The following is a 24,899-nucleotide window of genomic DNA, read 5'->3' as shown; positions in this document are numbered from 1 at the left end:
ATATGATTGTTTCGGGAGTACATGTATACTTTCGAATGGGCAAATTGTATGTTTTTTAGGCGGAAAAAGAAAAGAAAAATGGCGAAGCCATACTGATATTTATCAATTCTCGACTCCATAGCTAGACTACATAAATCTGTTGCTACCTCCAATTGGTCGAGTTTACATGACAATTGGTCTGAATTGCACCAAACACCCAAGGGAAAAGTTTAGTTTTGTAGATATTGTAAAGACGAATACTGCCTTTAGAAAGACTTCATAAAAATCGATTTTATTCTCATGCGAAGAAACCACCCATTAAACCGTTTGATTTGCCAAGTGTTGGCGGCTTCGGCTTTAAGTTTTGGCGCAACTGCCCAAGTCATTAAGCCCATGCCCACTGGCGAAATGATTCTCAATCTAAAAAAATTAAATGTATTAGGTTCTGCGATGTATATCGCCGCTCATCCCGACGACGAAAATACCATTATGTTGTCTTGGTTGGCAAAAGAGCGAAAAGTTCGTACTTCATATTTGTCGATTACACGTGGAGATGGCGGTCAAAACTTGATTGGTCCAGAGCAAGCGGAACTCATGGGCTTGATTCGTACACAAGAGCTTTTGGCAGCGCGTTCAATTGACGGTCCTGAGCAATATTTTACAAGAGCCAATGATTTTGGTTTTTCAAAAACAACGGAAGAAACGCTTCAAATTTGGGGAAAAGACGCCGTATTGGGTGATGTAGTTTGGCGTATTCGTAATCTGCGTCCAGATGTTATTATTTGCCGTTTTCCGCCTGATGCTCGTGCAGGACATGGCAACCACTCTGCTTCCGCTGCTTTGGCAGAAGAGGCATTTGCTGCTGCCGCGGACCCTACCAAGTTTTCTGAGCAATTAAAATTTGTGAAACCTTGGCAAGCCAAGCGTATCGTTTGGAATACCTTCAATTTTGGCACAGTAGCTCAAACGCAAAAACCTGCTGAAAAGGATTTTATTCAAGTCGACATTGGCGTTTATAATCCTCTATTGGGTAAATCTTATAACGAAATTGCCGCTGAAAGCCGTTCTCAACATAAATCTCAAGGTTTTGGCGTACCTCGTGGTCGTGGTGCTCGTCCTGAATATTTGGTGCACAAGGCGGGAGAAAAGGCCACAAAAGATGCTTTTGATGGCGTTGATATTACTTGGAGTCGCGTAAAAGGAAGTGAAGGTATTCAGGATTTAATCAATGAAGCTGTTTCAAAGTTTAATCCAGAAAAACCTGAAACTATTGTGCCTATTTTGGTAAAAGCGTACCAAAAAGTAGAAGGAATTCAGGATGAGTATTGGAAAACTCAGAAGAAAAAAGAATTAGAAAGCCTAATTGTAGCTTGCTCTGGACTTTATTTTGAAGCAAACCCGAATGAATTTTCGGCGGTGCGTGGCGAAAAAGTGAATGTGGCTTTAAGCTATATCAAGCGTTCTGAGGCGAATGTTTCTCTGAAAAAAGTACATTTGACTGGTTTTGAAAAAGATACAACTTTGACTCAATCGCTTGGTAATAATGAGTTAAATCGCATTACTTTTCCTGTTACGATTCCTGCCAATCAACCTTTGACACAACCGTATTGGTTAGCCGAAAAGAAAATGGGCAAAGGAATGTACCGTGTAGATGATGCGGCTATTATCGGTTTGCCTGAAAAACCTGCTGATTTGCAAGCTGAACTTACTTTCACGATTGAAGGGAAAGATTTTACTTTCAAAACGCCTGTTATTTATAAATATACCGACGAGGTTAGAGGCGAGTTGTATCGTACCTACGAAATTCGTCCTGAAGTAACTGCCAACATTGCTGATAAGGTATATGTATTTGCTGATAATCAACCGAAGGAAGTGGAGGTAACCCTGAAGGCAAACAAAGCAGATGCACGTGGTAGTGTAGCATTAGAAGTGCCAAAAGGATGGAAAGTGGACCCGACCACCACCATTTTTCAGTTCTCTAATAAATACCAAGAACAAAAAGTAGTGTTTAAAGTATCGCCAGCGGATATTACGCATGCAAGTGCAAGTGAAGCAACTTTCCGAGCGGTGGTAACGACTCCAAGTGGTACTTCAGACAAAGGTTTGTTGACAGTGGCGTATGACCATATTCCTCCACAAACCTTGTTCCCTGTAGCAGAGGCTAAAATTGTGAAGTTAGATATCAAGAAAAAGGGTAATAATATTGGCTATATCATGGGTGCGGGTGACGAAGTGGCTGCGGCATTGCGTCAGATTGGTTATAAAGTTACTATGTTAGGAGAGAAGGAATTGGATGAAGATTTGAGTAAATACGACGCTATTGTGGTTGGTGTACGTGCCTATAACACGGAACCACGTCTGAAATTCTATCAAAAGAAATTGATGGAATATGTACAAAGTGGAGGAAACATGGTAGTGCAATATCAGGTGAATAATAACTTACAAAAAATTGATGGAGGTTTAGGACCTTACGACTTCAAACTTTCTCGTGACCGTGTTACAGTAGAGGAGGCCGAAATAAGATTTTTGAAGCCTGAACATCCGATTTTGAATGCTCCAAACAAAATTACGGCAAAAGATTTTGATGGTTGGATTCAGGAAAGAGGCTTGTATTTTTCAAATGAATGGGATGGTAAATATGAAACTATTATTTCCTCAAATGACCCCAATGAAAAGCCAGCGGATGGAGGCTTATTATACGCCAAATACGGAAAAGGTAATTACATCTTCACAGGCTATGCTTTTTTCCGTCAACTTCCTGCGGGCGTTTCGGGTGCATACAGACTATTTGCTAACTTGATATCGGTGGGGAAGTAGGTTTTTGTTGAGTGGCAAAGTGATTGAGGTACAAAGGCACAAAGTGGGTAGTAAAGAGATTTAGGCACAAAGTGAGTCATCTCTAATGGAGTAATTTAGTAAATTAGTAATTGTGTTGAGGCTAAATTTACCAGTAGTGACGCAATCACTGCGTCTCAAGTCGAGTTATATCTGGCATGGTAGTATCAAAAAAGGGGTTCGAAATTAGTTTTTCGAACCCCTTTTTTGATTAATGCTTGGAAAATAACACGAATGTTAGAGTTAGGAATGACTCTATTTTCGCTAGTAGAATGCTCAATTAACTTCACATGCTCACTTTGTGCCTCTGTGCCTCATCAACTGTCCCCTCAAACACTATCTACTAAACTTCACTCTCAAAGCTGTTGCGTCGTATTTGCCATTGATAAAATTGCTTACGACTTCTAAGCCGAATATTTTCCCGATACCTGATACGCCATAACCTACTTCTAGGTAGTTGAAGTTTTTGTTACCCGTGTACAGATAATTTGCGAATACCGATTCTTTCAAGCCATATAATCTTAATAGGTTGATTTTTGTAAGCAATAAAGACCTGAAATCTTGTTGTGCATGTGCCTCAATATATGAACCGTTTGTGCTGTAGTTGTAGTAATCTAGATTTCTGAATGAATTAAACAGTCCTTCTCTTCTGAACAAAACCTGATTGCCATTGAAGTGCTTGTAGTCGAGGAAATAGCTTGGTTTTTTTAAGAAATCTCCAGCAGTTACCATCAAACGAAGGTCACCTAGACGTTTGAGGTCAAATACTTGTTCGTATTCTATTTCGGTATTATTAAAGTCACCTGCTTTGCTGAAGCCCCATTTACTTCTGATTCTGAAATTAGGATTGCGGTAGTTTGAAATAAATTCACGTCCGTTAAATTTACTTGTTTTAGCAAACGGTCTAATCGATAGTCCCGCGTTCAGAATTTGAATGGAATGATTAGTCCATGATACATCCGAGAGTTCGCTGTTTGTCGGTAAATTGCTACTGAACTCTCTGTTTTTATTGTCGAAAATAGGCTTTGTATTGGCAATATTTTCTAATATATGTCGTTGGGCTGTTTCAAACGAAAGACTTCCTGTAAGCTTCGGCGATATCTGATGACGAAGCTCTATTTGACCGAAGGCTTTTTCGTAAACCTTCATATAATTTTGTTCAAATAAGAGCGAGTAAATAGAGTTGACAAATGGGGTAATAGGTTGGTTTTGATTGTATTGGTACACAAACTGACCACCTTTTACCGATAACTGTGTGTATTTATGAACAAATGTTCCAAAAAGCAAACCTGTCAACTTATTTCTTCCGAAGGAGTAGCGTAAATCAGTTCCGATTTCCAAACGACTCAGTAATTTGTTTCGCTTAATATATTTCAAGCCTGTTTCCAAATAGAACCCTTCAACTGTATTGTAGTAAGAACCATCTACATTTGAATTGGCCATAGCTGGCGACGAAAAGGATAAAGTTTTTTGGTATCCATACAAAGGCGTTCTGGGACCATAATTATAAGTATGACCAGACCAAATATGGCTTAATTTGAATTTTGGAAGGTTTTTGATAGAGTCCTTTTTAATTTGTCCTTCGTTGACTTTATTCAAACTATCGGCTTGTTTGTAGCCTACCACCTCATATTCTGTGAGTGGAACTTGGCGCTCTGTATTCCAAAAATCATTGCTTCGTTTCGTGGATAGTGAATCAATATCCAAGCTATAATCTCGGATGACATTTACGTCTTGATTTTGGGCTTTTTTCTCGGCTTTGTCTTCTTTTTCTAAATCCTTGAGCACTTTTTTGAGTTGCTTGCGCGTCATGGATTGTTGTTTTAAAGCCAAGTTTTTATCAACTTTTTGACCTTTCAATTCCTTTGCTTCCGCTTTATCGATTTTCTCATCAATTACTACGGGTTGTTGATGATATTTAGGGTTTACGGTTAAGTTATAATTACGAACATTAGTTACATAACGACCCTCAGCTACAATACCGAAAGCGTCGAAACTAAATCCTGAATCCATATAAACTGGCATCCAAACATCCTTGAAAGGTGAATACAGTTGTTTGAGGGTGTAGTTACCATTATCATCATTAAACTTCAAATCAAGACTATGAATCGCCCATGTATCTTCGATGATATTGATCGTTCCTGAAAATACATCTGGCCCCCAAGATTTGGGTGTTACCTTGATTTTATTGACTTGAACACCTCTATCCTCAAACATTCCTTCAAAGCTAAATTTGTAATATGCCAATGCACTTGGTGACAATGGAGAAACAAGTCCTCCCATATTTGGTACGTAAAAATTGGTTCGGGCAAAAGTGATAATATTGCCACTGCTCTGCTGGATTTGCTTTGGAAAGTTACTTCTGCTTGAAACAATTTTTTCTTTGACCGTATTTGGCTGAGAAAAATTAATGTCGTTGATGGATTCAAGAATATAGGTTTGTCCAATTTTTATTCCTAATTCTTTTTCCATTTTATTGCCCGCCACAGCTTTCAGGAGTTTGGATACAGAGTTGACTTTTCCTGTTCCTTTTACGTAGGTTCGAGCATTGTAGTTACTTACTTCTAAAATATGAAACCTTGCCATCGAAATAGCTTTACGCATAATGGTATAGGCTGGATCTTCTGTTTTGGCAGAAAATTTTACTTCATTAAGACTAATAGATTGTTCTTCGAGGTTGACATTGAGTGTTACATAGTCATTTTGAACATTAACTATTTTTTCTAATGATTTATGACTTAAGTATTGGAAAACTACCGTGTAGGTTCCACTTGGTAGTGCCAATTCATATAAGCCATCTTCGTTGGCCATAGTGCCTTTATTTTGTCCTTTGATAATGATAGAGGCAAATGAAAGCGACTCACCTTTCATATTTTTGATACTGCCTTTGATACCAGTGTCGGCAAAACTAAAGCTTGAGAGCAAACTACATAATAGGAGTGTTGTAATAACGGACAGTATTAACTTCATAGGAGAATGATTGGGGTTTAAAATACTTTTCAAATACAGAGTACTCTATTTGAAAAAGCGGGTTGAGGTTGAACAAGTAAAACAGCTTTAGCGATGATTGTTCACAGAAAGCCTTATTGAAATATAATAGTTATGTAATTTTTGGACAATTTAGAAAGAGTTATCATATAGGTGATAGTCATTAACAAAATTTAAGAAATGAGCTTATTTCTTTTCAAAAGCCCATTTTAAAAAAACAGGCATTGCTTTTCCCCATGTATGGGTATTATGTTCGCCGCCTTCTACTTGATAGTAGTGTGTATCTTCATGGGCATGATACCCTTTTTGATGTAACTCTTTCATCAAATCTAAGGTGTCGTCAATGGCGTCGATGACGCCATTGTTGTTACGATCGTCTTTTTCGTCGTTTGTTCCCGCTTCAAACCAAAACTTCAAACCAGCCTTGTACAAGCCAGCACGTACCAATTTATGGATAATTCGGTCGTGCTCGTCGGTGTATCCTTCCTCTCTTTGTCGCCACCACAAGGCTCCAGAAAAGACACCTACTTTAGCAAATGCATTGGCATGATGCCAAACAATATCAAAAGCGGATAAACCTCCCAACGAAAATCCTGCAAATACCCTGGCTTCAGGTTCTCTTCTCAAAGGATACTGATGTTCTAAATATGGAATGAGTTCATTAAGAATAAAAAGTGTGTAAAGCCCAGCTTTTGTACCTCGATTTTTGTAGTCTGCTTGTGCGGCTGTACCATATTCCAAAATTCTTTCGTGATTGCAATGAATACCCACTGTCAGAAACGGGATAGTATGCTTGTTTTCCAACATGGACTCCACGCTATCTTGCATATGAAGTGCAGGGAAATCTTGTCCATCGTTGACCAAAAGCAAAGATAATTTTTGCTGATGTTGGGTGGGAATAATAATTGATAGACTGACGGTTCTTTGAAGATATTGCGAATAAATACTGTCGTTTTTATATGTGGTTTGATTCACTGGTTTAATTATTTTTTGTGAGTAGCTCAATGAGAAAAAGAGTATTTGGACTAACAAGGTTAAAGTCAGTTTCATAAAAATAGAGTTTGTTGGTTGAAAATAGAAGCTTTTCTTCGATAATGTTCCTTCGAATTGGCATAACTCAAGAATGATTAACCCTAAACATTGGTAAAGTACAAATTTTGCAAGTCACCAAGTCTCGAGGTACTAATTTGAAGATTTTCTGGTAAAATACAGAATCATTGGAAGAATCATCGGATAAACAATAAATTAATGAGTTAATTATTTTGAAAAATTTTGAAAATAAAAAACAATGCCTATTTTTAAGAGAAAATCCTCCAAGGAATACCAGTTTGAGAGAGTCAAAAGCACAATTTTTCCTTTGAAATACAATTTTTGATCTTTGCCTCGAACTGCCCAAACACTTCAAAACCATTAACCATATGCAGGAAAGATACATTAAATACTATTCGCATCATTTGGGGGCAGACAACGAAATCTTAATATATGGCCACTGGGGCTATCCAGTTATTGTGTTTCCAACTACTATGGGGCGCTATTACGAGGCCAAAGATTTCAAACTCATTGACGCTGCTAAAGGTTTAATTAATGACGGGAAAGTCAAAATCTATTGCCCTGATAGTATTGACAAATACTCTTGGTATGCCAAACATCTTCATCCTTCAGAGCGTATTCAAAACCATATCTACTATGATCAATATCTCAATGAAGAGCTGATTCCTGCCATTCAGAGAGAATGTGGTGTCGCTAAAGTGGCGGTTGCAGGTTGTAGTTTCGGTGGTTTTCATGCAGCAAATTTTGCCTTCAGACATCCTGATAAGGTTTCTCACCTTTTTACGATGGGTGCGGCTTTTGATATTCGTTCCTTTCTCAATGGTTTTTATAATGATCAGGTATATTTTAATAATCCTCCTGATTATTTACCCAATCTGAATGATCCTAATTTGTGGCAGATGAATATCGTATTAGGCACATGTAATGCAGACTTCTGTAGACCAGAAACAGAAAGACTTTCAGGAATTCTTAAAAGTAAACATGTCGATCACTGGTTGGATGTCCGCTGGCATGGAACGCACGATTGGCCTATTTGGAGAGAAATGTTTCCAGAATACCTGTCAAGAATTTAGTAAAAAATAAAAATTAAAGAAATTTCATAAAGTTCACTCAACAAAAAACTTACGAATAAAACTATGAAGAAAATCGGTATTTTACATGGAATGGAGAATACTTTTCCTGAAGCATTTGTAGAAAGAGTCAACCAAATTGCACCTAAAGGAATTGTCGCTGAAAGAGCCTTAATTGATAAAGTAATTCAAGGAGAATCTTCTGGATATGATGTAATTATCGACCGTATTTCGCAAGACGTACCCTATTATAGAGCAATGTTGAAAAACACTGCCATGGCAGGAACAGCAGTAATCAATAATCCCTTTTGGTGGAGTGCTGACGAAAAGTTCTTTAACAATGCATTGGCGGTAAATATTGGCGTTCCTGTACCCAAAACTGTGATTTTGCCTTCAAAAGTTCGTCCTGATGATACCTCAGATACTTCTTTTCGTAACTTAAAATTCCCGATGCCTTGGGGTGATATTTTCGATTATATTGGTTTTCCTGCCTATATGAAACCACACTCAGGAGGAGGTTGGAAAAACGTATACAAAGTACGTGATGCCGATGAGCTTTTCAATGCATACGATGAGACGGGTCAATTGGTGATGCTCTTACAAGAGGAAATTCTTTTCACTGATTATTTCCGTTGCTATTGCATCGGTGGCAAAGATGTTCGTATTATGCCTTACGAACCAAGAAATCCACACCATTTGCGCTACGATGCTCAATTACCCACAGGACCTGCTGCTAAAAAGCTATTAGCTACCGTCAAAGATTATGTATTGGCGCTAAACCATGCGCTTGGCTACGATTTTAACACTGTGGAGTTTGCTGTGCGTGACGGCATTCCTTATGCGATTGACTTCTGTAACCCTGCGCCCGATGCAGACGTAAATTCAGTCGGTCAAGAAAACTTTGAATGGGTGGTCGAGACTTCCGCAAAGTTCGCTATTGACCGTGCGAAAAAGCATAAACCGGGCAAAGACAATCTTACTTGGGGAACATTTGTTCGTAGCTCCGTGGCTGGTGTAGCTCGCGATAAAATGATGGAAAAATAGAAATAATTGAGAACTGTGTTCCAAAATAAGCACAGTTCTCAATCAAACCACCCAACCGCAACTAACTATGTCATTATTTACCCTAGGAATAGAAGAAGAATTTCAAACAATAGACCCTGATACTAGAGATTTGCGCTCGCACATGTCTAAAATTGTGGAAGGGGGAAAAATTAGTTTACAAGAAAGAGTAAAAGCCGAAATGCATCAGGCAGTGGTGGAGGTTGGGACAAATATTTGTTATAATATCCAACAGGCGCGTGATGAGGTAATTTATCTTCGAAAACACATCATTGAATTAGCCGATGCCCAAAATCTAAAAGTGGCAGCCGCAGGAACTCACCCCTTTGCTGATTGGCAAGACCAACTCATAACCGACAACCCTCGTTACGATGCCCTAATTGACGAAATGCGTGACGTAGCAAGAGGAAATTTAATTTTTGGTCTACATGTCCATGTCGGTATCGAAAACCGTAACCAAGGATTGGAGATTTTGAATGCGGTTCGTTACTTCTTGCCGCATATTTATGCCTTGTCTACCAATTCTCCTTTTTGGTGTGGGCGCAATACGGGTTTCAAGTCCTATCGTTCAAAAGTTTTTGATAAATTTCCACGTACGGGTATCCCTGAGTTTTTTGCCTCTGCAAGTGAATATGACGATTATGTCAATTTACTAGTAAAAACAAATTGTATTGACGACGGTAAAAAAATCTGGTGGGATATTCGCTTACATCCTTACTTCAATACCATTGAATTTAGAATTTGCGATATTCCTATGCGTGCCGACGAAACAATATGTTTGGCGGCATTGATGCAGGCTTTGGTAGTCAAAATTTATAAATTGTTGAAACAAAATCTCAATTTTAGAAGCTATCGAAAAGTATTGATTAATGAGAATAAGTGGCGTGCAGCTCGCTATGGTATTCATGGGAAATTAATTGATTTCGGGAAACAAGAGGAAGTTCCATACAGAAATCTATGTGACGAGCTACTTGATTTCGTGGATGACGTACTGGACGAATTGGGCAGTCGCCATGAAGTAGAGTATATTCGAACGATTCTTGATAATGGTACGGGTGCCGATCGTCAATTGGCAGTTTTTGAGCAATCAGGAGGTGATTTGAAAAAAGTAGTAGACTATATCGTTGAAGAAACCAAGGTAGGTATTTTTTAAGATTTAGGAAATACAAAATAATATTTCTTGAATCAATGTTTAGACTATTCGAAACAAAAAATAAATAAAGTTATTGCGAAATAAAGATTAGGGAAATGTAAAATTTTAGCCACAAAAATGACTTAAAATGGCTAATTTTACATTCTAATATTAAGTAATTAAGCACTTTAAGTATTGTAATGTACTTTCTAAAGATGAGTGCTACCACTAATAATCCCTAAGCATTTCCATCAACTTTGTTTCAGATGAATCACAATAGTCTTCGAATAGCCATTCTCGATATGTACGACAACGTAGCCAATGAAGGTATGCGTTGTATCCTGAATTTGATTAAAAACTTTGAGGAAGAATCTCATATTTCCTTGCAGTACGATGTATATAATGTGCGTGCCGAAATGGCTTTGCCAGACCTAAGTTATGATATCTATATCTCTACGGGCGGTCCAGGTAGTCCACTCGAATCTGGCGAATCTTGGGAAGCACCTTATTTTACATTTATCGATTCTGTTTTTGCTTACAATCGTGGCGAGGAGGTAATAGCAGGTATTCAAAAACCTAAGTATATGTTTTTGATTTGCCATTCTTTCCAATTAGTATCTCGTCATTTGGGTATAGGAACTGTTTCTAAACGAAGAAGCACTTCCTTCGGTGTTTTTCCTGTTCATCGTACTGTGGAAGCTGGCTCAGAACCCTTTTTTGATGGATTACCAGAACCGTTTTATGTGGTCGACTCTCGAGATTATCAATTGGTGCGTCCCAACAAAAAACGTATTAAGGATTTGGGTGTAACGATTTTAAGATTAGAAAAAGAACGTCCACATGTAAATTTAGAGCGTGCCATCATGGCCATTCGTTTTTCTAAAGAGATATTCGGAACACAATTTCACCCAGAAGCTGATGGTGAAGGAATGTTACGTTATTTGCAAAAAGAAGACAAACGACATGCTGTAGTAAAATCACATGGTTTGGCAAAATATAATAGTATGGTAGAGCAATTGGCCGACCCAGACAAAATTTTGCTGACAGAATCGGTAATTTTACCTAACTTTTTGAAAACAGCTAGTACGGCAATTTTCAAAACAACTTCACAGAATTAACAACGGATGGCCCTATCTGTTCACGATAAATACCCTCGGATAGGGCCGTCCGATTGAAAAATATGCATAAAGCTTCTCGACAAAACTTTAATGCTCAATTTTCTTCTGATACCTATCAGCAATTTCTTGCATCAATTCACCATGCGTATCCTCAACAATTAGATTTTCGAGTGGCAGAAACCCCTGTATTTGTGCCCAAAGCCTTCAAAAATCAATTGCTTGATGCCTGTGAGCATATTATTTCGGTTTTAACTTCAGCAGATTTTAAGGAAAAAACAGAAAAGGCTATTCCAGCGGGGCAAAATGTGCCTCATGAGAATCATAATTCTTCTTTTTTGGCGATAGATTTTGCAATCTGTGAAAATGAAACAGGTGAAATAGAACCTCAGTTGATTGAATTACAGGGCTTTCCTTCTTTATTTGCTTTCCAATATTTTCTGTCAAAGCAGTTTCAAAATCAATATCCTATTCCTGACAACTTTGATTTTTTGTTTAATGACCTAACTCGACCAAAATATGTCGAGTTTTTAAGAAATTTAATTGTTGGAGAAGAAAAACCCGAAAATGTGATTTTGTTAGAAATTTATCCCGAAACCCAAAAAACAAGGATTGATTTCAAAGTCACGGAGGAATTATTGGGAGTAAAGGTTATATGTATTACCAAGATTATCAAGAAAGGAAAATTACTTTTTTACAAAGAAGCAGGAGAGCTCGTTCCTATCAAACGTATTTATAACCGATTGATATTTGATGATTTAGCCAATTATCCTGAGCTTCAAACAGCGTTTAACTTTACAGATGAAGTAGACGTTGAGTGGGTAGGACACCCCAATTGGTTTTTTAGAATTAGCAAATATATTTTGCCTTTATTCAATCATCAATATATTCCTGAAAGTCATTACTTGTCTGATTTTCAAGGAGATTTTCCGAAAGATTTAGAGAATTACGTTCTAAAACCATTGTTTTCTTTTGCAGGAAGTGGCGTAAAAATCAATATTACAGAAACAGATTTGCAAGAAGTCGAAAATCCTGCCGACTATATTTTACAAAGGAAAGTCAATTATTTGCCAGTCATAGAAACAACAGACGGGAGCAAAGTAAAAGCTGAAATACGTTTGCTCTATGGATGGGAACAAGGAGCACCCAAACCCACCTTATTGACCAATCTCGCCCGATTATCGAGAGGGGAAATGATAGGAGTGAGGTTCAACAAAGACTTTGATTGGGTAGGGGGAACAGTTTGTTTTATGGAAAAATAAGAAATGAAGCCACAAAATCTTGTAATTTTGTGGCTTCATCACATATTAAACATTACGGTTTTGATTACGCAGCGTGAGTTATTTTTGAAAAATGTGGCCCAAACCTCTGATTTTCCATTAGCCTTGGAAATTGAGCGTGCCGAAGGGGTTTATTTATACGATAAAGAGGGTAAGTCTTACATGGATTTGATTTCGGGCATTGGGGTATCCAATGTCGGACATCGCCACCCAAAGGTTGTGGAGGCCATCAAAAACCAAGTTGACAAATATATGCACCTAATGGTGTACGGCGAATTTGTGCAAAGCCCGCAGGTGCTATTGGCAAAAGCCTTGGTAGATTCGCTAACACCTGGCGCAGGAGATAGACCTGTATTAGACAATGTATATTTTACTAACTCAGGAACGGAAGCGATCGAAGGAGCCATGAAGTTGGCTAAACGATATACCCAAAGAACAGAGTTTGTGTCTTGCTATAATGCGTATCATGGTGCTACACAAGGAGCATTGTCATTGTCGGGGAGCGAAAATTTCAAAAGAAATTTTAGACCTCTATTGCCAATGACCAAAAACATCACCCATGGGAATATGGCTGATATTGAGCAAATTACAGAGCAAACGGCAGCTGTTATTATTGAAATTATTGGCGGCGAAGCGGGGGTGCGTGTACCTACAGTAGAGTATTTTCAAGCATTAAGGAAAAAATGCGATGAGGTAGGAGCACTTTTGATTATTGATGAAATACAAACTGGTTTTGGACGAACAGGCAGTTTTTGGGCGTTTGAGCAATTTGGTATTTATCCCGATGTAATCACAAGTGCCAAAGGAATGGGCGGAGGTATGCCTATCGGTGCGTTTATTGCGAATCAGAAGGTAATGAGCGTGTTTAAGGATAATCCTATTTTGGGACATATTACTACTTTCGGCGGGCATCCTGTGTCTGCGGCTGCCTCATTGGCAACGATTAATTTAATTCGAGGTGAAAAATTATATGAGTCTGTTCCAGAAAAAGCCGCTTTATTTCGCTCATTGCTAGTGCATCCTAAAATCAAAGAAGTCCGTAATCAGGGCTTGATGATGGCCGTGGAATTCGCTGATTTTGATGAACTAAAAGGGATTATCGACCGAGCGATTGAAAAAGGTTTATTGACAGATTGGTTTTTGTTCTGTGATAATTCCATGCGAATTGCTCCGCCATTAATCATCACAGAGGAACAAATTAGAATGGCTTGTGAAATTATACTTGCTTGCATTGAATAAAAAACGGTTATCTATGATAGAGGCGCAATGCCTGCGTCTCAGGCTCAGTAAAATCTAGCATAGTAGCATCAAAAAAGCGGTCGGAATTTATTTTCCGACCGCTTTTTTGATGAATTATCTTTATGATAACTGATGTAAGTTTAAATGAATTTTAGGTGCCTCAATGCCTTCCTTCTTCAAGTGTTCATATACCAACTCCGTTACTCCATAATAAGTGGCCCAGTAATTTTCAGAGTTAGTCCATACTCTCACGTCAAATTTTAAAGCATTCTCTGTCATTGAGTTGAGTAAAATGTCATGCTCCATATTTTGTAATGCAGTAGGGCAATTATGCACTGCGTTGGTAAATGCTTTTTTGACAGAAGCTAACGAATTGTGATTTCCCACGGCAAAAACCATATCTACGCGTATTGTTCCTTTGCCACTAATATTGGTGATTGCAGATGTGGCTAATGCTCCGTTGGGTAAAATCAATGTTTTATTGTCTGGTGTTACCAAAATGGTATTGAATATCTGAACCGATTCAACGGTTCCTGTGTATCCTTGCGCGCTGATTAAATCGCCAACCCTGTAAGGTTTAAAAATGAGGATTAATACACCACCAGCAAAGTTTGATAAACTCCCCTGTAAAGCTAACCCAACCGCCAAACCAGCCGCTCCAAGTACTGCTACAAAAGAAGTGGTTTGAATACCCAAAATACCTGCGCAACTTAGCAATAGCATAATATTCAAGGCAACCGAAACAAGAGAGATGAGAAATGGCTGAATATCTTTATCAAAATTACTCTTGTTCATTTTTGATCCTAAAACTTGCGAGGCTTTTGCAATAATTTTACGACCAATGATAAAAACGATAAGTGCTAATAAAATTTTTCCTCCATACTGTGTAATAGCAAGAAAGATTTGGTCTTTGAGATTTGAGAAACTAACGTCCATGGTAATAAGTGAGGTTTAAGTGAATATTTTGACTTTCGGACGTAATTGCTAGAAATGGTCACCTTTGTAAACAAAAAAGGGAGACCGTTTTAGCCTCCCTTGGTAAAAATTAATAGTGGATAGTAATGTTCAGGTTAATATGCTTAGTTAGAAAAGTTATTAGTCTAGGCACTAGGCAAAGAGTGTATAATCACAGCGATGCTTTTCTGAAAGCCTACCGCCGAAAGCCCTAGGCAAAATCTTAAATTTGATTTTGTCCAATAATTTACACTGACTTAATAAAATCGATGCTTTTCTTTAAAGCTACATCTGGATTAGCCACTAAATCTTGCTCTACAAAATAGTGTTTTACACCTACCTGCTTTGCCTTTTCTACAATCTCTTTCACTCCCAAAACACCTTCACCAGCAGATGTCATGTATGGGAATAATTCAAACCATTGGTTAGAGCTATTACCATCACCTGAGAAGCGTTTTTTCTCCTTCATATCCTTCAAATGAAGCATGTGGTAGCGATTTTTGTATTTATCCAACAAAGCAATTGGGTCCATTCCGCCAGCAGTTGTCCAATAAATATCCATTTCGAAGAACACCAAATTTGGATCTGTTTTTCCATGATAAGCTCCAATGGGACAACTCCGTCCATCTTACTTAAGCCATATCCATGGTTATGATAGCCAAACTTTAAGCCTTCTTTCTTTGCATTGTCACCAATTTTATTGAAATCGTCGATAATTCTTTTGTAGTCATCCAAGTTTTTACGACGGTCTTCAGGAATAGCAGGCAATACCACGTATTCAAAACCCAAAGCGCGTCCTGCTTCTCCAAGTTGCGGCATATTGTTGAGAAGCGTTGCTAAATCTGTATGAGCTGAAGGAGTTTTTAAACCATTATCTTGAAGAATTTGCTTTATTTCTTTGGCTGATTTTCCGAAATATCCACTTCCACTAAATCCAAGCATTGGCGTTACCTTGCTCCAACTCTCACGAGCAGCTTCATCACTGAATGGATACGGTCCGAATAGCTCTATTTCATTGTAGCCCATTTTGGATAAGAATTGCATTGTGCCAGCAAAGTCTTTATCGAGCATTTTGGGGAGAGAAAATAATTGAATTCCTACTTTGTTAACAAGACCTGCCTGTGCAAACAAATCGTTCCAAGGTAATAAGCTTGCTGCCAAAGCACCGCCTGAAGTTTTCAGAAAATCTCTTCTAGTATTCATTATAATTGGATAGTTTTTAGATTATTTATAGATGTAAATGTAAATATTTGCTTTATTGTATCAAAAAGAATAATTAATTTTTTTGAAAGATAAATCGATTACACTCCATATTTGCCTTAGGTAAAGCTATCTCCAATGAGCTTAATGTGTCGGCAACGAACCAAGTTTTAGGATATAAGCACATCGATAAGTTGCTGACGCGAGTTTGCTGGAGAAAACTCCAGCAGTGGCAGTAACTATTTTTCCTCTTTCGCCCTCTTTGGAGTTATCTCCAAAGAGACTTGCGTTAGCAACGAGTTAGGTATTTAGCAGAGAAATAAGTTGGTATATTGCTGACGCGAGTTTGCTGGAGAAAACTCCAGCAATGGCAGTAACTATTTTTGTCTTTCGCCCTCTTTGGAGTTATCTCCAAAGAGACTGGCGTTAGCAACGAGTTAGGTATTTAGCAGAGAAATAAGTTGGTATTGCTGACGCGAGTTTGCTGGAGAAAACTCCAATAGATTATTTGAAAGCTGTAATTTCATCAGTACATTAATATATAAAAAATGAAAAACCAAGTCTATGTTTTTATGGGAGAAGGGGCGAATTACCCAGCAGGAATATTTGAAAGTAAGGAAAAAGCTGAGGAAGTTATTAAACGCTATTCATTGACAGGTATACTTAGTTTATATCCAACAGATATGCTATTGTATGATTGGGCAATTGAAAAAAAATATTTCGATATCAAAAAGGAATATCAAAAAAGCCCCAAATATATTGGCCAATTTAGTTGTGCATCAGTTGACCATTTCCACTATGAGGAAGGTGTTTGTGTTAACTAAATAATTATCTTCTTTCGCCCTCTTTGGAGTTATCTCCAAAGAAAGTCGCGTTAGCAACGAGCCAGATATTTAGAAGAGAATTAAGTTGGTATATTGCTGACGCGAGTTTGCTGGAGAAAACTCCAGCAATGGCAGATGAATTATTTTTGTTCTCTTTCACCCTCTTTGGAGTTATCTCCAAAGAGACTTGCGTTAGCAACTAGTTAGGTATTTAGTAGAGAAATAAGTTGGTATATTGCTGACGCGAGTATGCTGGAGAAAAACTCCAGCAATGGCAAGTTGGTATATTACTTTCACCAGCAGTGGCAGTAAAAAAGATACAAAAAAGCCATTTCAGGTAGTTCTATATTTAACTATCGAAATGGCTTTGAGATACTCGGAATACTTTGGAGAGCTATTTACAGAAAATAGCTTTGATAATCTACATATATCTGTCTTGAATTAACATAACTGTCTCCTTAATGTTTTTGGCTTTAATTGGATCTCCCAAGGCAGTAAATGTCCAGTTATTGTTGAGTTTTTCGATTTTGCCCATAATCATTGACACATATCCACTGTAAGTCTCGTCTGAGGCAATATTATAGGTTGCAAAAGTCTGTTGTGGGTTGTGATTTTTACCTTCGACAATTTTGATTTTGGCATAAGGGATAGAGGCAAAATCTTGTTGTTTATAGGAGTTTAAATAGATGAAAATCGATGTGACTTTTGGATTTATTTGCTCAAGATTGATGTAAATGATTTCATTATCTTTATTATCGGCGCTACTGTCACCAACCCTGTCGTCACCACTATGCTTGATAGCTCCATCTCTGGATTTTAGATTGTGAAAATATACGGTTTCAATTTCTTGTTTATCACCAGCAAAAAGCGAAACCGACCCATCTAAATCTACAGCGGTCGAATCCTTTAAAAGTCCAAATAAGTAAGAATGTTGAATACTTCCCCAGTCTAGTCCAATGCTGATTTCTTTTAGTTGAGAGCCATTTTTTTCTAAAGAAATACGGCTGTTTTTGGTCAGATTTATCATAAAATTAAGGTGTTTATCTATTAAACGAACATATCTACTAGTGCTTGCAATTCATCCTTTGAACCTTGAGAATCAGCATAGAAATACCATTCATTTCCTGATTTCTTGATTCTGGCAAACACGAGTGCATTTTCGGCATTGTGTGAACTGTCCAAGTCATAGTTTACTACTTCTGATTTGATATCCATGTCCACTATACGTATATAGGCATCACGCAACATCCCAAACGAATGATTACGAAGTTGCGCTTGGTGAATAGTTACGCAGATACATATTTCTGTTGCGTTAGGATGAATATTATCTAAGTTTGCTAAAATAACCTCATCGTCATCATTATCGCTACCTGTACGATTGTCACCCGTGTGTTGAACGGAGCCATCTGGAGCTTTTAAATTGTTGTAAAAAACAAAATACTCATCCGATAAGAGTTTCCCGTTTGCTCCAAGGATAAAGACTGATGCGTCTAAGTCTACAGGAATAGAAGCGTATTCCCAGCCCAGCCCAATCATCAGTTTATTGAGCTTTGTCATTGATTTTGATAGGTTTATTGAACCGCCTTTTTTGAGATTGATTGCCATGTTGTTTTGAGTTTAAGTATTTTTAAAATAGGAAACAGGTATGTGGCTTTGACTACATCTGATAAAAATGTATGACTCTTGCCTATTTAAAGAAATCGTCGATTTTTTTCTGTTTATCGCTTTGTGGTTTTTCTGTCGGAGTATCTTTTGTTTTACTAAAAAAGTCTTCTATTTTCTTGGCTTGTTTATCATTTAATTTCAAATCCTTTTCAGATTTTAGTTTTTCCCAGTCTTTTTCGATACTTTGCTGAAAGGCAATTTCTTCAAATGCCTTTTTGATAATGGTATCATTTTGTTGCAATTCTTCTCGCATGCTTCGCTCATCTTCCTTGATTTGAAACTGCTGCTCCAAGGCTGAAATTTGCTCTAGTGCTGAGGCATTTTCCTGATTTTGAACACCTTGTACTAGTTTTTGCGTTTTAGCCGCTTCAACTTTGGCAATAAGCATCTGACCTTTTAATCGAGTAGACTCAAGGCGAAATTGTAAATCCTGATGTTGCGCTTCGAGTTGATGAAGTAATTGTTGGGCTTGTTCCAACAAGGTTTTATACTCACTGATACGTTCATCTACGAGTGATTTTTTACGTAACCATTGTTGAGCTTGTTCCTCATTGCCAGTTTGTAACGATTTTTGTGCAGCCTGATACAGTTGATTCGCTTGCCCTTGTAGTTCCTCCGCTTTGGCGAGAAGACTATGATAATTATTTTGGGCAACCTTTTTTACTTGCTCAGCATCGGCAATCGCTTTAATGAGTTCTTTTTCGGCCAAAGCCAACAAAACGTTTGGGTCTTGAGGGTTAGGGTCGGTGGAGGACTTTTTTTCATGGTTAAATAGGATTTGTAGTAAGTCAGACCACATTTTAAATCATGTTTTGGTTTATTTGTTCGAAATTTAGCAGGTTTAATGCTGAACTAACAAGCAAAATCAGGATGATTGGTTGCTAGTATGGATGATGTGCTGTAGCTTTGGATGGAATCAAAAATAAATGTACAGGAATCAAACACTCTTCTAAATATATGGAAAAAATTGGATTAGCATTCGAAAAGTTCGATAATTACAACAAACAAGATCCTAATATATTTGTGTGGGATGGAGAAACCTACCCACAAGAATATTTTATGGCCTTGAAATGTTCAGATTGGGTACTGAAACTAGATCCTCAGGCAAGTGAAGAACTTCAATTAGCTTCGAGAAGTCAACATATTGGACGTTGGAGCATTCCTCGCAATACTTATCCTGAGGGGAAAGTGGGATATTTGACTTGGCGAAAGGATTTAGGAAAGTTTCATGCTGAAACTGCCGCTCAAATCCTTGGAGAGGTAGGCTACGAAGAATCATTAATAGAAAGAGTAAAGCAAATTATTACAAAACAAAAAATAAAGCAGGATGCCGATGTGCAAACTATCGAGAATGCACTTTGTTTAGTGTTTTTAGAGTTTCAATATGAAGTATTTTTTCAAAAACATGACGATGAAAAAATGATTGAGATTATCAGAAAATCTTTGTTGAAAATGGATGCCCACGGACATAGTTTTGCTCTACAATTGTCTTACAGTGAAAAAGGATTAGACTTAATTCAGAAAGCTTTGGAGAGATTGGGCTAGGAGAAAAATATGATTGATTTCCACAAGTAGAGACGTAATGCTTTGAGTCTTAAGCTATCAAAAAAGCGGTCGAAATATAATTTTCGACCGCTTTTGTATTTCTAAATTTCGAGGTGACTTATGTTACGAAGATTCAGAAGTTTATAAGCAATACCTATTTTATTGTTTATAAACTACGCCATCTTTCATTACGAAGCTCACTTTACGCATTTGAGTAATGTCTTGTAAAGGATTGCCATCAGTAGCAATAATATCAGCGAATTTACCTGCTTCGATAGAGCCTAGATCTTTTTCAACACCTAAAATTTTAGCTGGTGTTACTGTAGCTGCTTGAATGGCTTCGATTGCTGGCATACCTGCTTCTACCATATATTGAAATTCGTAGGCATTTAATCCATGTAATGACACACCAGAGTCGGTACCAAAGGCAATTTTTACACCTGCTTTGTATGCTTTTCCAAACATATTTTGGATAAGTGGTCCTGTTTCCAAAGCTTTTGGAACTACCAAAGGATGGTAATAACCTGGTACTTTAGCCGAATCAGCAACTGTTTTTCCTGCCAAGATTGTTGCCACTAAGTAAGTACCTTTTTGCTTCATAATTTCAATGGCTTCATCGTCCATAAAAGTACCATGTTCGATAGTTGTTACGCCTGCTTTAGCTGCACGTTTGATACCTTCAGCACCGTGTGCGTGAGCTGCCACATGATATCCATAGTCTTTGGCTGTTTTGATGATTGCTTCCAGCTCGTCTTCTTGAAACTGTGGTGCTTTTCCATTTTTAGCAATACTCAAAACACCCCCTGTTGCGGTGATTTTAATACAGTCAGAGCCATCTTTATAGCGCTGACGAACGGCCTGACGAGCCTCCTCAGCACCGTTGATTACGCCCGTAACCATATGCGGATCTGGCGTGTAGTTTTCGCTTAAAGCATTGGTTGGATCACCATGGCCTCCTGTAGTAGCAATGGTTCTACCAGCGGTATAAATACGTGGGCCTACTGCAATACCTTTGCTGATCGCATTGCGAAGCGAAATATTGACTCCTGAACCGCCCAAGTCGCGAACAGAAGTAAATCCAGCCATTAATGTAGTCTTGGCATTGCGAGCTGCTTCAAAAGCCACATCTGCTTGATTAAATTGGTAGCGTTTTACCAACTGGTCTTTACTGGTTTCACCTTCAATATGCACGTGCATATCTGTTAGTCCTGGCATAACGGTTTTTGACTTTAAGTCAATGACCTTATCAGCTCCTTTTGGCGTCAGATATCCTGTTTGCACGCTTGTAACTCTTTTGCCTTCGACTATGACAGTTACCTGACTTTGGGTATTGCCCTTGGTAACATCGATAAATGTACCGCAATGAAGCAGCGTGCGTTGAGCCAAAGAAGCAGTACTGAAAATCGCAATAGCGGCGATGGTCTGTAACGTTTTTTTCATGTTTGTTAATAAAGGTAGTTTAGCCAAAATGGCGGTGAAAATTGTGATGTCTGTAAACCTATCATAAAATCAATATTTATGATACCACTTTCTAAAAATAAGAATTCGGTTTTATAAAATCGAAAAATGTCGCTTCTTTTTGAAAAAGAGACGATTTTTTCTCGTCATTCGAGCTTTTGGGCGTAACTTAGGGGTCTAATTCTTTTGAAATAAGCAATTACTCAATTTAGTATATTGATTTTGTCGAGTATTATTGTGTAAAGCCTGCTAAAAAGGGTAAAAAAATGCTTTTGAATCAAGTAAAAGCGTGGGTTTGAGAAAGCCTTTGTTAATCAAAAACTTAATAAAATTACCAAGATCACTGTTGATTTTGGTAGAAATTGGAGGGCCAAGATGAAGAAACAAACTAAAGCCATCAGAATTCAGGCAGAACGCTCACACAATCGTGAACATTCAGTGCCATTGTACCTTACTTCAAGTTTTACTTTTGAAGATGTTGAGCAAGGAAGAGCCATTTTTGCAGAAGAAATGGAAGGTAACATTTACTCTCGTTATATGAATCCTAACGTGGATGAGTTCGTTGAGAAAATGTGTATGCTCGAAAACACAGAAGATGGACTTGCTTTTGCCTCTGGTATGGCAGCTAACTTCGCAGCGATGGCAGCCTTATTACAGCAAGGTGACCACGTGGTAGCTTCAAAAGCCTTATTTGGTTCGGCTATTCAGATTTTGAGTAAAATCACTACTAAATGGGGCATTACTTGTACCTATGTGGATGGACATAATATTGAGGAGTGGGAAAATGCTATTCAACCTAATACCAAGTTTTTGTTTTGTGAAAGTCCGTCAAACCCAGGTTTGGATTTGATTGACCTTGAGGCAATTGCGCAACTTAAAGCAAAACATAATTTGATTTTGGCGGTAGATAACTGCTTTGCTACGCCAGTGATTCAAACACCTGCTGATTGGGGTGCTGATTTAGTGATTCACTCAGCTACGAAATATATTGACGGACAAGGTCGTGTTTTGGGTGGGGTAGTTTGTGGTCGTGCCGACTTGATTAAAGAAATTCGTTTCTTTGCTCGTCATACAGGTCCTTCAATGTCGCCATTCAATGCTTGGATATTATCGAAAAGTTTAGAGTTGATTCACCTTCGTATGGAGAAGCATTCAGAAAATGCTTACAAATTGGCTTCAGCGTTGGAAGGAAATGAAGCTTTAAATTCGGTAAAATATCCATTCTTAACTTCGCACCCACAATATGAATTAGCGAAAAAGCAAATGAAGATGGGTGGAGCAATCATGACGATGGATGTAAAAGGTGGTTTTGAGGTAGTGAATAAAATGTCAAAACACTTGAAAATTGCTTCTATTTCGCCAAACTTAGGAGATACTCGTACCATTATCACACACCCAGCGTCGACGACACACTCAAAATTAAGCGCTGAACAACGTGCTGAAGTGGGTATCACCGACGGCTTGGTTCGTATTGCGGTAGGTTTGGAGTCTGTAGACGATTTAATAGCTGATTTCCAACAAGCTTTGGAAAAAGCGATTGCTGAATAATAATGTTTTTGAGGAAAAGAATATTTGTGCTTGATTCAAATGTTCTTTTCCTCAACGACGAAATATTAAAAGAATAAGATATGTTCGTTGCATTACTAATTTGTTTGAGTCTTGTTTTAGCAAATGTTGTGATTGGTGTTTACACCGAACGTAAGGTCTCCGCCTTCATGCAAGACCGTTTGGGACCTATGGTTGTAGGAAAATACGGTTCACTTCAATTGATTGCAGACTTGGTCAAACTTTTGTTGAAAGAAGATATTGTGCCCAAACTAGCAGACAAGTGGTTGTTTTTAGCAGCACCTTGTATGATTTTTGTGGCAATTTTTGCGGGTTTTGCGGTAATACCGCTGGGTCCAGGAGAATATTTGCAAGGTTCACAAGCACAAGTTGGTGTATTCTATCTATTGGCGATTGTCTCAATAGATATTATTGGAGTTTTGATGGCTGGCTGGTCTTCAAACAACAAATATTCATTGTTGGGAGCGATGCGTTCGGTTGCACAAATCGTATCGTATGAGATTCCATTAGGCTTGTCGGTTTTATGTGTGGTAATGGTTTCTCAAACCTTAAATCTACAAGAAATAAGTACACAACAAGGTATTTTTTCAGGACATGATAATTATCTTTTTGGACTAAAATCTTTAGGAATCGATGTAACGCAAGTGGGAGGGTTTTTGACTTGGAATATTTTCAGAGTTCCGTTCTTCTTAGGGGTGTTTATTATTTTCTTTATCGCTTCTTTGGCAGAATGCAACCGTGCACCTTTTGACTTACCCGAAGCTGAGTCTGAGTTGGTAGGAGGTTTTCATACTGAGTATTCTGGCATGCGCTGGGCATTGATATTTCTTTCGGAATACGGTATGATGCTATTGGTAAGTGTCTTAGGCGTTATTCTGTTTTTGGGAGGTTGGAATTCACCTTTCCCGAATATTGGTTCTGTCAAACTAGCTACTTGGACTTCTGGGGAACCAGGCTCTTGGTCTGGCGCAATTTGGGGATTTATTTGGTTGTTAGCCAAAGCTTATATGCTCATTTTTGTACAAATGTGGGTGCGATGGACATTCCCTCGTTTACGTGTAGACCAGCTGATGTATCTTACATGGAAAGTACTTACACCATTTTCAATTTTGGCAGTATTTTTATCTGCTATTTGGAGAATGTTGATGATTTAAGAAGTCATTTGCGCTAATACTAAAGTAATAACAAAAAAGCGGTCGAAAATTTTTCGACCGCTTTTTTGATGCTAGATGTTGGATTACTCATCTTGAGAAGCAGAGCATTGTTTCTCTACCGATAAAACGTGGATTCAAAGAATAATCACTCATTCAATCAATCCCCATTCACTCAATTAAAGATGAGATTATCTTAAGGGTTACTTTCTTTTAAGAATGCCAAAATGTTTTTGATGTCCTCAGTGCCTAAATTAGGGAAAGCCGTCATTTGAGTACCATTAAATTTCTTAAAAATGTCGTTTGCGTATTTGTCACCGCTAGCTAACACTTTTTGAGGATTTTGTACCCATTTTTCAACCCAAGCCGCATCTCTACGTGATTCGATTCCTTTCAATCCTGGGCCTACTACAACTTCGTCGGTTGAAGCGTGGCAAGCTGCACAGTTGTTTGTGAAAATTTCTTTACCTTTTGTAGCTTCTGCTGAAAGTGCTGCTGGAGCTGCTGCCACAGGATTTGCTCCTGTTGTAGTACCAGCCGCTGCTGTTTCTGCTTGACTAGGCATCATCGCAAATGCCAACAAAGTAAAAATAAAGCAAACTACAACTACAATTAAAAGGGTGTTTACTACACGTAGGGTTTTGAAAATTTTGTTTTCCATTTTTTTGTTTTTAGTGCCTTGGAGGAAAATAACAGGGCAAAAATAAAGATAATATCCCAATTGGGGTATATAAAGCAGGATATTTGCCTTAATTTTACGCTATATTCTATTGTTTGGTATGCAAT

The 24,899-nt window shown here is 38.0% G+C and carries 21 protein-coding genes; 11 read left to right on the top strand and 10 right to left on the bottom strand.

The genetic code is table 11. The features are described from left to right. Nucleotides 1–279 precede the first annotated feature (279 nt). The gene (locus BWI92_RS18545) at nt 280–2,796 is read left to right on the top strand and encodes a PIG-L family deacetylase (RefSeq protein ID WP_095165482.1); all 2,517 of its coding nucleotides are present in this window, start codon (nt 280–282) and stop codon (nt 2,794–2,796) included. Between the two features lie 354 nt (nt 2,797–3,150). Here the strand turns inward: BWI92_RS18545 and BWI92_RS18540 are convergent, their stop codons facing one another. Both BWI92_RS18540 and BWI92_RS18535 read right to left on the bottom strand, forming a co-directional pair. Further along, nucleotides 3,151–5,784 carry a DUF5686 and carboxypeptidase regulatory-like domain-containing protein gene (locus BWI92_RS18540; protein WP_095165480.1) on the bottom strand — a complete coding sequence of 878 codons (2,634 nt, stop codon included), beginning with the start codon at nt 5,782–5,784 and terminating at the stop codon, nt 3,151–3,153. Between the two features lie 204 nt (nt 5,785–5,988). After that, complete coding sequence (locus tag BWI92_RS18535; RefSeq protein ID WP_229363307.1) at nt 5,989–6,777, bottom strand: esterase family protein; 789 nt, start codon at nt 6,775–6,777, stop codon at nt 5,989–5,991. A gap of 443 nt (nt 6,778–7,220) precedes the next feature. Between BWI92_RS18535 and BWI92_RS18530 the strand changes: the two genes are divergently transcribed. The 6 genes from BWI92_RS18530 to BWI92_RS18505 all read left to right on the top strand — a co-directional run bounded on the left by BWI92_RS18530 (nt 7,221) and on the right by BWI92_RS18505 (nt 13,750). Then, nucleotides 7,221–7,925 carry an esterase family protein gene (locus BWI92_RS18530; protein ID WP_095165476.1) on the top strand — a complete coding sequence of 235 codons (705 nt, stop codon included), beginning with the start codon at nt 7,221–7,223 and terminating at the stop codon, nt 7,923–7,925. A gap of 63 nt (nt 7,926–7,988) precedes the next feature. Beyond that, nucleotides 7,989–8,966: a RimK family alpha-L-glutamate ligase gene (locus BWI92_RS18525; RefSeq protein WP_095165474.1), complete on the top strand. Its 978-nt coding sequence runs from the start codon at nt 7,989–7,991 to the stop codon at nt 8,964–8,966. A gap of 67 nt (nt 8,967–9,033) precedes the next feature. Further along, the gene (locus BWI92_RS18520; RefSeq protein ID WP_095165471.1) at nt 9,034–10,137 is read left to right on the top strand and encodes a carboxylate-amine ligase; all 1,104 of its coding nucleotides are present in this window, start codon (nt 9,034–9,036) and stop codon (nt 10,135–10,137) included. A 245-nt stretch (nt 10,138–10,382) separates the two neighbouring features. After that, nucleotides 10,383–11,234: a type 1 glutamine amidotransferase gene (locus BWI92_RS18515; RefSeq protein WP_095165468.1), complete on the top strand. Its 852-nt coding sequence runs from the start codon at nt 10,383–10,385 to the stop codon at nt 11,232–11,234. 62 nt (nt 11,235–11,296) lie between these two features. Then, on the top strand, nt 11,297–12,493 hold the full coding sequence (locus BWI92_RS18510; protein ID WP_095165465.1) for a hypothetical protein: 1,197 nt from the start codon (nt 11,297–11,299) through the stop codon (nt 12,491–12,493). Nucleotides 12,494–12,496: 3 nt separating this feature from the next. Then, complete coding sequence (locus tag BWI92_RS18505; RefSeq protein WP_095165462.1) at nt 12,497–13,750, top strand: aspartate aminotransferase family protein; 1,254 nt, start codon at nt 12,497–12,499, stop codon at nt 13,748–13,750. Between the two features lie 120 nt (nt 13,751–13,870). On the opposite strand, the gene BWI92_RS18500 is transcribed toward BWI92_RS18505, so the two are convergent. From BWI92_RS18500 to BWI92_RS18495, 3 genes are all read right to left on the bottom strand, one after another. After that, nucleotides 13,871–14,686 carry a mechanosensitive ion channel family protein gene (locus BWI92_RS18500; protein WP_095165460.1) on the bottom strand — a complete coding sequence of 272 codons (816 nt, stop codon included), beginning with the start codon at nt 14,684–14,686 and terminating at the stop codon, nt 13,871–13,873. 265 nt (nt 14,687–14,951) lie between these two features. Further along, nucleotides 14,952–15,191, bottom strand: coding sequence for a hypothetical protein (locus BWI92_RS27785; RefSeq protein ID WP_217903449.1), 240 nt, complete (start codon nt 15,189–15,191; stop codon nt 14,952–14,954). Continuing rightward, nucleotides 15,179–15,907, bottom strand: a complete 729-nt coding sequence (locus BWI92_RS18495; RefSeq protein ID WP_217903448.1) for a twin-arginine translocation signal domain-containing protein — start codon at nt 15,905–15,907, stop codon at nt 15,179–15,181. Before BWI92_RS18495 ends, BWI92_RS27785 begins: the two co-directional genes overlap by 13 nt. Before the next feature lie 545 nt (nt 15,908–16,452). On the opposite strand from BWI92_RS18495, the gene BWI92_RS18490 reads away from it, so the two are divergent. Beyond that, the gene (locus tag BWI92_RS18490) at nt 16,453–16,728 is read left to right on the top strand and encodes a hypothetical protein (protein ID WP_095165458.1); all 276 of its coding nucleotides are present in this window, start codon (nt 16,453–16,455) and stop codon (nt 16,726–16,728) included. 421 nt (nt 16,729–17,149) lie between these two features. On the opposite strand, the gene BWI92_RS18485 is transcribed toward BWI92_RS18490, so the two are convergent. The 3 genes from BWI92_RS18485 to BWI92_RS18475 all read right to left on the bottom strand — a co-directional run bounded on the left by BWI92_RS18485 (nt 17,150) and on the right by BWI92_RS18475 (nt 19,192). Continuing rightward, entirely contained in the window at nt 17,150–17,755 is a 606-nt protein-coding gene (locus BWI92_RS18485) for a TerD family protein (protein WP_095165456.1), read from the bottom strand. Between the two features lie 20 nt (nt 17,756–17,775). Next, the gene (locus BWI92_RS18480; protein ID WP_095165454.1) at nt 17,776–18,333 is read right to left on the bottom strand and encodes a TerD family protein; all 558 of its coding nucleotides are present in this window, start codon (nt 18,331–18,333) and stop codon (nt 17,776–17,778) included. A gap of 82 nt (nt 18,334–18,415) precedes the next feature. Beyond that, on the bottom strand, nt 18,416–19,192 hold the full coding sequence (locus tag BWI92_RS18475) for a PspA/IM30 family protein (RefSeq protein WP_095165452.1): 777 nt from the start codon (nt 19,190–19,192) through the stop codon (nt 18,416–18,418). A gap of 158 nt (nt 19,193–19,350) precedes the next feature. Between BWI92_RS18475 and BWI92_RS18470 the strand changes: the two genes are divergently transcribed. Further along, nucleotides 19,351–19,938, top strand: coding sequence for a DUF4202 domain-containing protein (locus tag BWI92_RS18470; RefSeq protein WP_095165450.1), 588 nt, complete (start codon nt 19,351–19,353; stop codon nt 19,936–19,938). A gap of 159 nt (nt 19,939–20,097) precedes the next feature. On the opposite strand, the gene BWI92_RS18465 is transcribed toward BWI92_RS18470, so the two are convergent. Next, entirely contained in the window at nt 20,098–21,378 is a 1,281-nt protein-coding gene (locus BWI92_RS18465) for an amidohydrolase family protein (RefSeq protein ID WP_095165448.1), read from the bottom strand. A gap of 393 nt (nt 21,379–21,771) precedes the next feature. Here BWI92_RS18465 and BWI92_RS18460 point away from each other — a divergent pair, with 393 nt between their 5' ends. After that, on the top strand, nt 21,772–22,944 hold the full coding sequence (locus BWI92_RS18460; protein WP_095165446.1) for a PLP-dependent aspartate aminotransferase family protein: 1,173 nt from the start codon (nt 21,772–21,774) through the stop codon (nt 22,942–22,944). Nucleotides 22,945–23,024: 80 nt separating this feature from the next. After that, nucleotides 23,025–24,116, top strand: coding sequence for an NADH-quinone oxidoreductase subunit NuoH (gene nuoH, locus BWI92_RS18455; RefSeq protein WP_095165444.1), 1,092 nt, complete (start codon nt 23,025–23,027; stop codon nt 24,114–24,116). A gap of 193 nt (nt 24,117–24,309) precedes the next feature. Here nuoH and BWI92_RS18450 read toward each other — a convergent pair whose 3' ends face one another. Then, the gene (locus BWI92_RS18450; RefSeq protein WP_095165441.1) at nt 24,310–24,774 is read right to left on the bottom strand and encodes a cytochrome c; all 465 of its coding nucleotides are present in this window, start codon (nt 24,772–24,774) and stop codon (nt 24,310–24,312) included. Nucleotides 24,775–24,899 lie beyond the last annotated feature (125 nt).

Source organism: Flectobacillus sp. BAB-3569 (assembly GCF_002270355.1).
In the GTDB taxonomy this organism is placed as follows: domain Bacteria; phylum Bacteroidota; class Bacteroidia; order Cytophagales; family Spirosomataceae; genus Flectobacillus; species Flectobacillus roseus.
Note: the sequence above shows the minus strand (reverse complement) of the source record. Positions and strands in the feature narration are given on the sequence as shown.